This is a genomic window from Mycobacterium sp. NGS63 (assembly GCF_059812295.1).
The window spans coordinates 467,322-480,082 of sequence record NZ_JCALCJ010000004.1 but is presented as its reverse complement, the minus strand read 5'-3'; the positions used below and the strand labels follow the sequence as shown (position 1 = coordinate 480,082).

The following is a 12,761-nucleotide window of genomic DNA, read 5'->3' as shown; positions in this document are numbered from 1 at the left end:
GGTTCGCTGATCCTTCGGGTGCTGGCTGGGCTGGGACGCCGCTGAGGGCGCCTCTAGAGTACCGGCGAATCAGGCGCGACTCAGGTGTGCGCGCAGGGCCGAGATCAATTCGCTGGTGGCGACGGCGCTGTCGCCGCCCAGCGGAAACAGGTTGATGAACCCGTGCGTCAGCGAGCCCAGGTAGCGCAGGTCCACCGCGGTCCCGGCGGCCCGCAGCGCGGCCGCGTAGGCCTCGCCCTCGTCGCGCAGCGGGTCGAAGCCGCCGACCGCGATCAGCGCGGGCGCCAGTCCCGCCAGCGACTCGGCGAGCAGCGGCGACACCCGCGGGTCCGTCGGATCGATCCCGGAACCCCTCAGGTACTGAGCGTGGAACCAGTCCATGTCGCGCTTGGTCAGCAAGAAGCCGCGAGCGAACAGGCTCAGCGACCGGGTCCGCGCGGTGAAGTCGGTCCGCGGGTAGATCAGCCACTGCAGCACCGGGGCGGGACCGCCCGCATCGCGCGCCAGCTGGGAGACGACGGCGGCGAGGTTGCCGCCCGCGCTGTCGCCGCCGACCGCGACCCGCCCGGGCGCCGCGCCCAGGTCGGCGGCGTGCTCGTGGGCCCACATGAAGGCGGCATAGGCGTCCTCGATGGCGGCCGGCGCCGGATGCTCGGGGGCCAGCCGGTAGTCGATCGACAACACGTGGATCCCGGCGTCGCGGCACGTCAACCGGCACACCGCGTCGTAGGTGTCCAGGTCGCCGATCGTCCAGCCACCGCCGTGATAGAAGACCAGCAGCGGCGCGGGCGCGCCGTCGTTGGCGGGGCGGTAGTGCCGCGCCGGGATCGCGCCGGCCGGACCCGGCAGCGAGAGCTCCTCGACGTCGACGTGGATCTGCGGGCCGGGCATGCTCACGACCGACTCGCGCATCTGGGCGCGGGAGGCGGCCGCGTCGTCGTCGACGACCAGCCCGTCGATGCCGACGGCGTGCAGGCCCGACAGCATCAGCTGCAGCGTGGGGTCGAGCGTGTTGCCGTCGATGATCACGGAACGACCGCGGAACAGCACCCGCTTCGCCGCCGTCGGGATCCACGGAATGACCTTCGCCCCCACGGCGGTGACCGCGCCCTGCACGCGACTGATCCAGCGCATCGGTGCGCGTTTCGTCACCAGGTCGAGGTCCGCTACGCCCGGCAGACTTCTGGTCATCACTGCTCCCCTGCTCCCCTGAAAAACGCGGCCACGGTGAACGACGGAAACTGGATACCCGCATTCGGGCGCGCCGACCGACCAACTCTACGTGGTCGGGCAACCGGCATCCGGTCGGCCGCCGGGGTGCGATGCGCGGCGCCACGCGCACACAGGTGTTGACTATCAGGCATATCCCGCTGGGTAATATCGTTTCCCCGAGTCGGTGCACCGGCCGGCCGGTCCGGATCCACGAACCTTCGATTTCACAGGCAGGTGAATGACGTTGACTGGCGAGTCGGGCGCCGCGATACCCTCACTAGCTCTCAATGACGAAAACACCATGCCGGTGCTCGGCCTGGGCGTCGCCGACCTGTCGGAGGACGAGGCCGAACGCGCGGTCTCGGCCGCGCTGGAACTCGGCTGCCGGCTCATCGACACCGCCGCCGCCTACGGCAACGAGGCCGCCGTCGGCCGTGCGATCGCGGCGTCGGGGATTCCCCGCGCGGAGCTGTTCGTCACCACCAAGCTGGCCACCCAGGACCACGGCTTCAGCAGGGCGCCGGCGGCCTGCAGCCAGAGCCTGGAGCGGCTCGGCCTCGACTACGTCGACCTCTACCTCATTCATTGGCCGGCCCCCGCGCAGGGCAAGTACGTCGACGCCTTCGGCGGCATGATCCAGTCCCGCGGCGAGGGCCACGCCCGCTCGATCGGGGTCTCCAACTTCACCGACGATCACCTGTCGACGGTCATCGACCTGACCTTCGTCACGCCCGCGGTCAACCAGATCGAGCTGCACCCGCTGCTCAACCAGGACGATCTGCGCAAGGTCAACGCCGAGCACAACGTCGTCACGCAGTCCTACACACCGCTGGTCCTGGGCAAGCTCATGGACAACCCGACGGTGACCTCGGTGGCCGCCGAATACGGCAAGACGCCCGCGCAGGTGCTGCTGCGGTGGAACGTGCAGCTGGGGAACTCGGTCATTTTCCGGTCGAGCAGGCCCGAGCACATCGCCGGCAACCTGGACATCTTCGATTTCGAATTGGCCGCCGAACACATGGAGGCCATCAACGGCCTCAACGACGGCACCCGGCTGCGCCCGGACCCGAACACCTACGAAGGTTCGTGACGGCCTCGGGCCCCGCCCGCCGAATGTGAATTCCACGACGCACCGCCCGCGTGTCGCGTCGCCAGATTCACACTCGGCATCCCATTTCAGCGTCTCGTCCGGCGCTCAATTACATCACTAGATGTAAGGTGATGACATGCGGACGCAGATCACGCTCGGGGACGACGAAATAGCGTTGCTGGATCGCGCCGCCAAGGAGAGCGGCGCTTCCCGATCGGAGCTGATCCGCCGGGCGATTCGGCTTGCCTATGGAAGCAGGACAAAGCAGCAGCGACTGGCGGCGCTGCGACGAAGCGCCGGTTCCTGGGGAGAACGTGACTTCACCGGCTCCGAGTATGTCGACGCGATACGAGGCGACCTCAACCTGCGCCTCGCCCGACTCGGCCTGGAATGAAGCTGATCGATACCACGGTTGCCGTCGATCACCTTCGCGGCCTGCCCGCCGCCGTCGAACTGCTGGCCGGACTGGTTGATTCTGGCGACGACATGGTGGCGAGTGAACTGGTTCGGTTCGAGTTGCTGGCGGGCGTTCGCGATAGCGAGCTGAAATCACTCGAGGATTTCTGCTCGGCCCTCACCTGGGTGGACGTGACGGAGTCGGTCGTCCGCACGGCCGGACAGCTCGCACGCCGGTTCCGGCGAAGCCACAGCGGCATCGACGACGTCGACTACCTGATCGCCGCGACGGCGATCGTTTTGGAAGCGGACCTCTTGACGACCAACGTCCGCCACTTTCCGATGTTCGGCGAACTGCGGCCCCCGTACTAACCGCCCGTTCAGCCCTTGGGACAGGTGTCCGCCGCCTGGCGCAGCACGCCCGCCGAGGCGGCGTCGACCGGTAGCTGGTAGCCGCGCAGCACGGTGATGAACTGCATGGCGTACTGGCAGGCGAACGCCGTATTCGGCGGCATCCACCGCCCCGGCGGCGAGTCCCCCTTGTCCTGGTTGGCCTGCCCCTGCACGGCCAGCAGGTTGGCCGGGTCGTTGGCGAAACGCAGCCGCTCGGGGAACGGCCAGTCGTAGGCGCCCATGTCCCACGCGTAGGCCAGCGGGACGATGTGGTCGATCTGCACCGCCTCGCCGACCTTGGCGCCGCGCTGAAACGCGATGGTTTCGTTGGTGTACGGGTCGTGCAAGGTGCCGGTGGCCACCGCGTCCGGGCACCGCTTGGTCGACACGTACGTCTTGTCGACGAGGTCGCGGTTGAGGATGTCGTCGCGGGTGTCGCACCCGTTGTGTCCCAGCGGGGCGTCGTTGTCGTCGTCCCAGGCGTCGCCGAACGCCGGGCGGCGGTAGTCGTAGCGGTGCAGGCGCTCCGGCACCACCGCGACGCCGCCGAGGACGTCGGCGCCGGGCTGCACCGTGGGCACGTCGGCGCGGGCGGCGACCTCGGCGTGCCGGGCCGCCGTCGATCCCAGCGTCTGGTAGGCGACGACCACCGCGAGCAGCGCGGCCGCCGCCAACCACAGCAGATGTTTCCGGTTCAAGCTTTGTCCAGGTATTCGATGCGGTCGGTGTCGGTGAAACGCGCTGCCAGCATCGCCAATCCGGCGTTCGACGGGTCCCGTCCGTAGGCCTCGACACAGAAGTCGCGGGCGGCCTCGATGTAGGGCCCGTGCTCGGCCAGCGACAGCAGCCGCAGGGTGACGGCCCGGCCGGATTGGTTGCGGCCCAGCACGTCTCCCTCGCGACGCTCCTTGAGGTCCAGGTCGGCGAGGGCGAAGCCGTCCATGGTCGCCGCCACGGCTTTCAGCCGCCGGCCGGCCTGCGAGTCCGGGGGGACCCAGCTGGCCAGCAGGCACAGGCTCGGATGCTCGCCGCGGCCGATGCGCCCGCGCAACTGGTGCAGCTGGCTGATCCCGAACCGGTCGGCGTCCATCACCAGCATGATGGTGGCGTTGGGGACGTCGACGCCGACCTCGATCACGGTGGTGCACACCAGCACGTCGACGGACCCCGCGCGAAAGGCGGCCATCGCCTCGTCCTTCTCGTCGGCCGACAACCTGCCGTGCATCAGCGCCAGGCGCAGGTCGGCCAGCTCCCCGGAGCGCAACCGGTCGAAGAGTCCCACCGCGGTCGTGGAAGGCCTGCGGCCCTCCTCGTTTTTCTCGGTGTCGTCGGTCTCGTCGATGCGGGGCGCCACCACATAGACCTGGCGGCCCGCGGAGACCTCCTCGATGATGCGATGCCAGGCACGATCCAGCCATGTGGGTTTGTGGCCGACGAAGATGACGTTGGTGGCGATCGGCTGGCGCCCGCGCGGAAGTTCGCGCAGCGTCGAGGTTTCCAGGTCGCCGTACACCGTGAGCGCGACGGTGCGCGGTATCGGCGTCGCGGTCATCACCAGCAGGTGCGGGGTGATGCCGGCACGGGCCTTGGCGCGCAATTGGTCTCGCTGTTCGACACCGAACCGGTGCTGCTCGTCGACCACCACCATGCCGAGGTTGTGAAAGTCCACCGCGTCCTGAAGCAGCGCGTGGGTGCCGACGACGATGCCGGCCTGCCCGGCGGCGACCTCGTCGCGGATCTGCTTTTTCTGCGCGGCGCTCATCGAGCCGGTCAGCAGCGCCACCCGGGTCGCGTTTTCCGCCCCGCCCAGCTGCCCGGCCATCGCCAACTCGCCGAGCACGTCGCGGATCGAGCGGAGATGTTGCGCCGCAAGCACTTCCGTCGGGGCGAGCAACGCGCACTGGTAACCGGCGTCGACCATCTGCAGCATCGCCAGCACCGCGAGGATCGTCTTGCCGGAGCCGACCTCGCCCTGCAGCAGGCGGTTCATCGGGCGGGTCGCCGCCAACCCGTCGGAAAGTACCTCGAGCACCTCACGCTGTCCCCCCGTCAGCTCGAAGGGCAACCGCCGCAACAATTCCGCCTGCATGCCGTCCTGCCGCGGCGGCGCCGGGGGCCCCGACTCGGACAGCTCTCCGTGGCGGCGGGCGACCAGCGCCCACTGCAGCCCGACGGCCTCGTCGAACGTCAAACGCTCTAGGGCGCTTCGCCGTTCGCGCTCGTCCTCCGAGAGATGGATCGCGCGCAGCGCCTCGTCCTCGGAGATCAGGCCGAGGCGGGTGCGCAGTTCGGCGGGCAGCGGATCGGGCACGGGGTCGAGGACGTCGAGCACCTGGCGCACGCAGCCGAAGATGTCCCAGCTCTGCAGCTTCGCGCTGGCCGGATAGATCGGGAAGAAGCGGCCTTCGAACGCGTCCGCGATCTCGTCGCCGGTGGCGTGTGAGGCGTCGGCGATGGTGCTGAGCGACTTGGTGCCGTACTTCTTTCCGCCCGGCGACTCGAGGATGAGGAACGCCGGATGGGTCAGCTGCATCGCCTTACGGAAATAACCGATCTCCCCGGAGAGCATCACCTTCGCGTTCTCGACGAGGTCCTGCTTGAGGTAGTTGGCGTTGAAGAACGTCGCGGTCACCTTCCCGCGGCCAGAGCCGACGGTGATGCGGTGACACATCCGCCTCGGGTTCTTCTTCATCGGGAACGTCTCGGTCGCGGTGATCTTGTCGACGATCGTGATGTGCTGGCCCTCTTCGGGCCGCTCGTCACCGGCACCCCAGCGGGCCGCGCCCTCGGTGTAGCTGCGCGGGTAGTGGCGCAGCAGGTCGTCGACGGTGCGGATGCCGAACACCTCGTCGAGCAGGGGCACCGCCTTGCCGCCCACGACGTAGTCCAGCCGGTCCGACAGCGTCGCCACCGCTACTCGACCCCGATCAGCAGGACGTCGCCGCGGTGGCCGGTGCGGTAGGTCATCAGCTCGGTGCCCGGATGGTGGTCGTGCACGTGGCCCTGCAGGACGTCGCCGACGGCCGCGTCCTCGATCCCGGCGCCGATCAGCACGGTCACCAGGTCGCCGCCCGACGCCAGCAGCAGGTCGAGCAGGCCGATCGCCGCGCCGGCCGCGTCGGGCGCCACGATCAGCACCTCGTCGCCCGCGATGCCCAGGCCGTCGCCCGGCCGGCAGTGGCCCGCCCAGGTCAGCGCGCTCTCGGTCGCGATGCGCACCGACCCGTGCCGCGCCGCGCCGGCGGCGCGGGCCATGGTGTAGCCGTCGTCGACGGCTTGGCGGCCGGCCTCGTGCACGGCCAGCGCGGCCAGGCCCTGCACCATCGACCCGGTCGGTATCGGCACCACGTCGATCCCCCAGCCGATGGCCGCGGTGCAGCCGGCCACCAGCTCCTCGGCGGCCAGATAGCCGTTGGGCAGCACCATCACCTGGGCGGCGCCGGTGTCGACGACGGCGCGAACCAGCCGGTGGGCGCTGATGCCCCCAGCGGTATCGCTATCGGGCCGCAGCACGAAGGCGCCCTCGCCGGCGAACAGCTCCGCGGCGCCGTCGCCGTCGACGACGGCCAGCACCGCGCGTTCCCGCGTCCAGCCGCCCGCCGGCAGCCCGGCGGCGCCCGAGCTCAGCGCCGAGATGACGATCCGGCTCAGCCGCCCCGCCGCCAGGCCCGCCTCGACGGCGGCCCCGGCGTCGTCGGTGTGCACGTGCACGGAGTAGGTGCCCCCGGCCGTCGACGGCGCGATGCCCACCGAGTCGCCCAGCTCCTGGAGCCGGTCGCGCAGCGCGTCGGCGGCGTCGGGACCGCAGCCGTCCAGCCGGTACATCACCTCGAACTGCGGCGCGGGCGGCGCGGCGGCCGCCTCGGTCTGCGCCGCGCGCGGCGACAGCTCGTACACCGTGCGGGACGGCGCCTGCCCGGTGATGGTGTGGCGCAGCGCGTCCAGCAGGACCAGCAGGCCGCGCCCGCCGGCGTCCACCGCGCCGGCGTCGGCGAGCACGTCGAGCTGCTGGGGCGTCTTTTCCAGCGCGATCACCGCCGCGTCGCCGGCGGCGGTGACCGCCGCGGCCAGCCCCTCGTCGGCGCACCCGGCGACGGCGCCGGCGGCGGCCCGCAACACCGACACGATGGTCCCCGGGACCTCCTCGCCGCCCATCGACGCGATGACCAGTTCGACGGCGCGCTGCAACGCGGCCCCGAACAGCGCGGCGTCCAGGTGCGGCAGCTCGCCGCCGGAGTCGGCCGCGGCCGCCCCGGTGACGTCGGCGATCCCGCGCAGGATCTGCGAGAGGATGACGCCGGAATTGCCGCGGGCGCCGTTCAGCGCGCCGGCCGACAGGGCCGCCGCCACCCGGGCCACGCACCCATCGGCACCGGCACCGGCGTTGGCCTCCGCCAGCGCCGACCGCATGGTGAACAGCATGTTGGCGCCGGTGTCCGAGTCGGCGACGGGGAAGACGTTGAGCCGGTTGATCTCGTCGATGTGGGTGATCAGGTCGCTGACGGAGGTATGCGCCCAGTTGCGCAGGGTCACCGCGTCCAGCAGCACATCCTGCGTCGCTCCCACCTGAGCCACCTCCTCCGAGCCTCCCTGTGCCGGCCCCCGGTGGGCGCCAGCCTAGCCCGGTGACCACGCGCGCGGCAGACGTGAACCGGCGCATCGAGCCTAGCCAGCGGAGCCGACAGCCCCGGGTCTAAGCTGCCTCGCGGGTGTTGATCGTTTTGGTGGTTGCCCACGTCAGTCGGTATCCTGGGCTGGCCCGAGTCGCCAGGTCCATCCTGTGTGCCGGACCCCCGAACATTTGAGGAGCTACAACCATGGCCGCTGTGTGCGATATCTGCGGGAAAGGCCCCGGCTTCGGCAAGTCGGTGTCGCACTCCCACCGCCGCACCAGCCGCCGGTGGGACCCCAACATTCAGACCGTGCACGTCGTGGCCCGTCCCGGCGGCAACAAGCAGCGGTTGAACGTCTGCACGTCGTGCATCAAGGCCGGCAAGGTCGTCCGAGGCTAGAACCGCCCCCTACATGACGACGTGGCCGGCGTCGACGGGTATCGACACGCCGGTCACGTAGCGCGACCGCGGGCCGGCCAGCCACAGCACCGCCTCGGTGACGTCCTGCGCCTCGACCAGCGGCACCCCGGGCAGCAGCATCTGCGAGATGGCCGGGTTGGGGTTCTCGATCATCCGGTTCACCACGAAGTCGTTGAGGATCATCGGCGTGGCCACCCCGCTGGGGTGCACCGAGTTGACCCGAATCTGATGGGGCGCATAGGCATTGGCCGCCGAGCGCATCAACCCCACCACCCCGTGCTTGGACGCGGCGTAGGCGAACATCGCGGCGCTGCCGTCCCCGCCGCGCCCGGTCAGCCCCTGCGACGAACTGACCAGGACCATCGACCCGCCGCGGCCCTTGCGGACGATGGAATCCACCGTGGCCAGCATCGTGTGCCAGACGCCCTTGAGGTTGGTGTCGACGATCGTGGTGAAGACCGGTTCGGAGGCGACCTCCGGGTCGCCGATGGCCACCACCCCGGCGTTGGCGACGACGACGTCGATGTCGCCGAGTTCGTCGATGCCGGTCCGCACCCCGGCCCGCAGCTGCGCCAGGTCGCGCACGTCGGCGACGACGGGCACCGCCTTACGGCCCGTGGCTCGGACCAGCTGCACGGTCTCGTCGAGGTCGGCCTTGGTGCCCAGCGCGTACGGGATCGCGTCGATGTCGGCGCAGATGTCGACCGCGATGACGTCGGCGCCCTGTTCGGCGAGCGCGACGGCGTGGCTGCGGCCCTGCCCGCGCGCCGCGCCGGTGATGACGGCGACCTTGTCGTCGAATTCGCCCATGGCTAGACCTCCAGCCTGGTGCCGGTCTCGCGCTCGGCGAAGGCCACGAGCGTGGACGCGGCCGCGTAGTCGCACGCGAGCGGCGTCCGGCCGATGAGCACGGGGCCGCCGCGCAGGCCGAAGCGGCCGCTGACCCCGACGTAGCTGCCCGGCGGTATCGGTTCGCTGATGCAGTACAGGGTGGGCGCGGCGCCCTCGTCGATGTCGTTGGCCAACCGTTCGGCCACCGCCAGGACCCCCTTGTGGGCCAGCGCCATCAGCCGGGACTCGCCGATCTGCGACAGGTTCGAGGCCACCCAGCCCGGGTGCGTGAGCTGGGTGACGACCGCGGATCCGGCCGCCCGCAGCCGGCGATCCAGCTCCAGGCCCCACAGCATGACCGCGAGCTTGGACTGCGCGTAGGCGCCCAGCCTGGTCCACTTGTGGTGGCGCAGGTGCAGGTCGTCGAGGTGCAGCGTGGCCGACCGGTGCGCGTCGGAGCCGACGTTGATGACCTGCGAGCGCACCCGCGGCAGCAGCAGGTTGGTCAGCGCGAACGGTCCGAGCAGGTTGGTGCCCAGCGTCGCCTCGAAGCCGTCGACGGTGTCGGTGCGGCGGTCGGTGAGGGTGCCGGCGTTGTTGATCAGGATGTCGATTTGCCCGTCACCCAAGCCGTCGATCAGGCCCGGGAACGCGCGCACCGACGACTGGTCGGCCAGGTCGAGCCTGACCACCGAGGTGCGACCCCCCATCTCGGCAGCGCGCTGCTTGCCGAGCTCGGTGTTGCGCACGGCCAGGATCACATCGGCGCCGGCCTTGGCGAGCGCCCGGGCGGTGCCCAGCCCGACGCCGTTGGTCGCGCCGGTCACGACGACTCGTTTGCCGGTCAGGTTGCCGAGCCGGTCCGGCGTCCACGGTTGTGTCACGGCGACCAAGAATAGTGGGGGGTTCTATGTAAACGGTCGCCGGTCTGCCAACATGATCGGCGTGGGCGACAGCGCAACGGAAATCACCAACCTGATCTACCGCTACGCGGAGCTGCTAGACGGCGGTGACCTGGACGCGGTGGCCCGGCTCTTCGAGCACGGCCGCATCTGCGGGGTGGAGAACGGCCCGCCCGAGACCGTGTTCGAGGGCGCCGCCCGGGTGCGGGAGATGTACGAGATGGCCACCCGCATCTACGACGACGGCACCCCCAAGACCAAGCACAACACGTCCAACGTGCAGCTGCACATCGACGAGGCCGCGGGCACCGCGCGCAGCACGTCGTACTACTGCGTCACCCAGGCCACCGACGAGCTGCCGCTGCAGGTGATCGTCACCGGGCACTACAAGGACACCTTCCACCGGCTCGACGGCGTTTGGCGCTTCGACAGCCGCACCATGTTCGTCGACCAGGTCGGCGACGTCAGCCGGCACCTGAAGTTCTAAACGCGTGGGCCCCTTCGACCCGGCCGGGATGCTGGCCGACGCGCAGCGCAAGGAGGCGCTTTCCGACTGGGGCCCTGGCGAATTCGAGGGTCCGCTGCGCGTGCTGCTGGACGACTACGCGCGCGCCGAGCTCAACGCCATCGGCACGCACGTCTTGCGGTCGGGCCTCGTGCACAGCCTGCGCATGCGGCTGCGCGCGCAGGAGTGGATCCGCCGCCACCCCGAGATCCTCGACGAGCGGGTGGCCGCGCCGATCGTCGTCGTCGGGATGATGCGCAGCGGGACCACGCTGTTGCAGCGGCTGCTGGCCGCCGATCCCCGGTTCGTCTGCGCCTACGGCTGGGAGGTCGTCGAGGTCGCGCCGCGGCTGGATCATCGGTTCGAGGGTGTCGATCCGCGCATCGCGATCAGCGAAGCGCGGGAGGCGAAGTCGCGCGAGCTGGCGCCGGAGCTGTTCGCCATCCATCCCATGTACGCGCGGGAGGCCGAGGAGGAGATCGTCTTTCTGGCCGACGCGTTCCTGTCGCATGTCCCCGAGTCGGGCGCGCACCTGCCGCACTACCGGTCCTGGCTCGACGAGCAAGACTTCACCCCCGCCTACGCGTATCTGTACCGGATGCTGCAATTCCTGCAGTGGCAAAAGCGGCGGCGGGGTCTGACCGGGCAGCGCTGGGTGCTCAAATCGCCCGCGCACCTGGGGTATTTGGATCTGCTGCGCGCCCGGTTCGCCGACCTGCACGTCGTGCACATGCATCGCGACCCGCGCACCACGATCGCCTCGGGGGCCAGCCTGAACGCGACCCTGCACGCGATGCACGCCGACGCAGTCGATACGCACCGGGTGGGCGCACAGTGGCTGGAGCGGATGGGCTGGACCAACGACCGGGCCATGGCCATCCGCGACAGCTGGTCCGACGACCGGGTCACCGACATCGGGTTCGACGACGCGGTGGCCGACCCGATCGGGCAGGTGGCCCGCGTCTACGACGCCATCGGGGTGCCGCTGACCGCCGACGCCGAGCGCGCCATGCGGGGCTGGCTGGCGCACCGTCCCCGCGAGGTGCCGCGCCCGCCCTACGGGCTGGAGAACTACGGCCTGCGCGGCGAGCAGGTCGACGAGCGATTCATGTTGTACAACAAGCGTTTTCGAGAACACATTGGAGGATCAGCGCATGCCTGACGACCCCGTCGCGACGCCGTCCCAGCACGAGCAGGAGCTGGCCGCGCTCGAATTGATCGAGCACCCGACCGTCAAGGCCGCGTACCGGACCGTGGCGGAGACCTGGGTGGGTCGCGCCAAGCCGTCCGAGGCGATGCGCGAACGCTTCGACGACGCGTTCGCCGAGGTGATGTTCTCCGCGGCGGTGTGGTCGTCCAACCAGGACAAGCTGCGGCCGAGGGTCTGCTGCATCACCCGCCTCGCGCACCCCGTGGAGGGGCGCCGGATCCCCGGATCGCGTTGGGGCATCGACAATCCCGACAGCGTGTACCGGGTGATCCCGATCTCCGGCGACGAACGCTACGAGATCCACGGCCGGGTCGGCGAGCACCGGATGACCGAGAACTACTTCACGCTGTGGGACGCGCACATGGGCACCGTCGACGTGCTCAACGGGCGCACCATGGAGGTCGACTCCGACGGCAGCTTCACCATCACCGTCGACGCCGAACCCGCGGGCGGGCGGCCCAACCACGTGCGGTCCACCCCCGAGGCGCACGAGTTCTACATCCGCGACGTGCTCTTGGACTGGGGTCGCGACGACCCCAATCACTTCGAAGTGCGACGGCTCGGCGGACCGCCGGCGACGGCGGCGCGCACGCTCGACGAGCAGGCCGAGGCCACCGCGGACATGATGGCGTACTTCGCCGACTTCTCCGGCAAGCTCGCCCATGGCGTCTACAAGATGCCGCCCAACCACTTCAACCTGGCGTGGTCGGCCGACAAGGTGGGCGCGATGCGCAACCAGGTGTATGTGATGGGCCGCTTCGACCTCGGCCCCGACGAGGCGTTCGTCGTCGACGTCAACGACGGTGGCGCCGAATACTTCACGGTGCCGCTGAGCAACCTCTGGGGCACCACGCTCGACATCGTCGACCGCACCGGCAGCCTCAACAAGGCGCAGTCGGTGCCCAACGAGGACGGCAGCTACACCTACGTGATCTCGCCGACCGATCCCGGCGTGGCCAACTGGATCGACTCCGACGGGCTGCGCGAGGGCATCCTGACGTTGCGGATGGCCGAGTTCGGCGAGGCGGGGCCGCGCGAAAACCTCGGCGCGCGTGGGCGCGTCGTCGGCCTCGACCGGCTCGACGCCGAGGTTCCCCACCTGCCGCGGGTGAGCCCGCAGCAGCGCGCCGCCCAACTCGCCGACCGCCGCGCGGCGTATCTGCGGCGCCTACCGGAGGGGACGGCCTGA

General features: G+C 70.2%; 13 protein-coding genes. 7 read left to right on the top strand and 6 right to left on the bottom strand.

Annotated elements, in window-relative coordinates:
• Positions 1-69: 69 nt before the first annotated feature.
• Complete coding sequence (locus AC5Y4Z_RS12880) at positions 70-1,191, bottom strand: alpha/beta hydrolase (RefSeq protein ID WP_499964235.1); 1,122 nt, start codon at positions 1,189-1,191, stop codon at positions 70-72.
• Between the two features lie 265 nt (positions 1,192-1,456).
• On the opposite strand from AC5Y4Z_RS12880, the gene AC5Y4Z_RS12875 reads away from it, so the two are divergent.
• The 3 genes from AC5Y4Z_RS12875 (at position 1,457) to AC5Y4Z_RS12865 (ending at position 3,070) form a co-directional block, all read left to right on the top strand.
• Positions 1,457-2,302, top strand: coding sequence for an aldo/keto reductase (locus AC5Y4Z_RS12875; RefSeq protein ID WP_499964815.1), 846 nt, complete (start codon positions 1,457-1,459; stop codon positions 2,300-2,302).
• 136 nt (positions 2,303-2,438) lie between these two features.
• The gene (locus AC5Y4Z_RS12870; RefSeq protein ID WP_499964233.1) at positions 2,439-2,696 is read left to right on the top strand and encodes a ribbon-helix-helix domain-containing protein; all 258 of its coding nucleotides are present in this window, start codon (positions 2,439-2,441) and stop codon (positions 2,694-2,696) included.
• Entirely contained in the window at positions 2,693-3,070 is a 378-nt protein-coding gene (locus tag AC5Y4Z_RS12865) for a type II toxin-antitoxin system VapC family toxin (RefSeq protein ID WP_499964231.1), read from the top strand. The genes AC5Y4Z_RS12870 and AC5Y4Z_RS12865 overlap by 4 nt, the downstream gene beginning before the upstream one ends.
• 8 nt (positions 3,071-3,078) lie before the next feature.
• On the opposite strand, the gene AC5Y4Z_RS12860 is transcribed toward AC5Y4Z_RS12865, so the two are convergent.
• Genes AC5Y4Z_RS12860 through AC5Y4Z_RS12850 form a run of 3 tightly spaced genes read right to left on the bottom strand, consistent with a single transcriptional unit; the run spans position 3,079 to position 7,633 of the window.
• Positions 3,079-3,789, bottom strand: coding sequence for an HNH endonuclease family protein (locus AC5Y4Z_RS12860; protein WP_499964229.1), 711 nt, complete (start codon positions 3,787-3,789; stop codon positions 3,079-3,081).
• Positions 3,786-6,002 carry an ATP-dependent DNA helicase RecG gene (recG, locus tag AC5Y4Z_RS12855; protein ID WP_499964227.1) on the bottom strand — a complete coding sequence of 739 codons (2,217 nt, stop codon included), beginning with the start codon at positions 6,000-6,002 and terminating at the stop codon, positions 3,786-3,788. The genes AC5Y4Z_RS12860 and recG overlap by 4 nt, the downstream gene beginning before the upstream one ends.
• Before the next feature lie 2 nt (positions 6,003-6,004).
• Complete coding sequence (locus AC5Y4Z_RS12850; RefSeq protein WP_499964814.1) at positions 6,005-7,633, bottom strand: DAK2 domain-containing protein; 1,629 nt, start codon at positions 7,631-7,633, stop codon at positions 6,005-6,007.
• 275 nt (positions 7,634-7,908) lie between these two features.
• Between AC5Y4Z_RS12850 and rpmB the strand changes: the two genes are divergently transcribed.
• Positions 7,909-8,103 carry a 50S ribosomal protein L28 gene (rpmB, locus tag AC5Y4Z_RS12845; protein ID WP_499964225.1) on the top strand — a complete coding sequence of 65 codons (195 nt, stop codon included), beginning with the start codon at positions 7,909-7,911 and terminating at the stop codon, positions 8,101-8,103.
• A gap of 9 nt (positions 8,104-8,112) precedes the next feature.
• Here the strand turns inward: rpmB and AC5Y4Z_RS12840 are convergent, their stop codons facing one another.
• Entirely contained in the window at positions 8,113-8,934 is an 822-nt protein-coding gene (locus AC5Y4Z_RS12840) for a mycofactocin-coupled SDR family oxidoreductase (protein ID WP_499964223.1), read from the bottom strand.
• Positions 8,935-8,936: 2 nt separating this feature from the next.
• Positions 8,937-9,839 (bottom strand): SDR family NAD(P)-dependent oxidoreductase, encoded by a 903-nt coding sequence (locus AC5Y4Z_RS12835; RefSeq protein WP_499964221.1) that lies wholly within the window; start codon positions 9,837-9,839, stop codon positions 8,937-8,939.
• Between the two features lie 61 nt (positions 9,840-9,900).
• Here AC5Y4Z_RS12835 and AC5Y4Z_RS12830 point away from each other — a divergent pair, with 61 nt between their 5' ends.
• The 3 genes from AC5Y4Z_RS12830 to AC5Y4Z_RS12820 are packed head-to-tail and all read left to right on the top strand — an operon-like array spanning position 9,901 to position 12,761.
• Positions 9,901-10,344 carry a nuclear transport factor 2 family protein gene (locus AC5Y4Z_RS12830; RefSeq protein ID WP_499964218.1) on the top strand — a complete coding sequence of 148 codons (444 nt, stop codon included), beginning with the start codon at positions 9,901-9,903 and terminating at the stop codon, positions 10,342-10,344.
• Between the two features lie 28 nt (positions 10,345-10,372).
• Complete coding sequence (locus AC5Y4Z_RS12825) at positions 10,373-11,524, top strand: sulfotransferase family protein (RefSeq protein ID WP_499964812.1); 1,152 nt, start codon at positions 10,373-10,375, stop codon at positions 11,522-11,524.
• Positions 11,517-12,761, top strand: a complete 1,245-nt coding sequence (locus AC5Y4Z_RS12820; RefSeq protein ID WP_499964215.1) for a hypothetical protein — start codon at positions 11,517-11,519, stop codon at positions 12,759-12,761. Before AC5Y4Z_RS12825 ends, AC5Y4Z_RS12820 begins: the two co-directional genes overlap by 8 nt.

Coding starts and splice junctions, on each gene's coding strand:
- AC5Y4Z_RS12820 (WP_499964215.1), top strand. CDS start 11,517: ATGCCTGACGACCCCGTCGCGACGCCGTCCCAGCACGAGCAGGAGCTG.
- rpmB (WP_499964225.1), top strand. CDS start 7,909: ATGGCCGCTGTGTGCGATATCTGCGGGAAAGGCCCCGGCTTCGGCAAG.
- AC5Y4Z_RS12825 (WP_499964812.1), top strand. CDS start 10,373: ATGCTGGCCGACGCGCAGCGCAAGGAGGCGCTTTCCGACTGGGGCCCT.
- AC5Y4Z_RS12840 (WP_499964223.1), bottom strand. CDS start 8,934: ATGGGCGAATTCGACGACAAGGTCGCCGTCATCACCGGCGCGGCGCGC.
- AC5Y4Z_RS12865 (WP_499964231.1), top strand. CDS start 2,693: ATGAAGCTGATCGATACCACGGTTGCCGTCGATCACCTTCGCGGCCTG.
- AC5Y4Z_RS12880 (WP_499964235.1), bottom strand. CDS start 1,191: ATGACCAGAAGTCTGCCGGGCGTAGCGGACCTCGACCTGGTGACGAAA.
- AC5Y4Z_RS12870 (WP_499964233.1), top strand. CDS start 2,439: ATGCGGACGCAGATCACGCTCGGGGACGACGAAATAGCGTTGCTGGAT.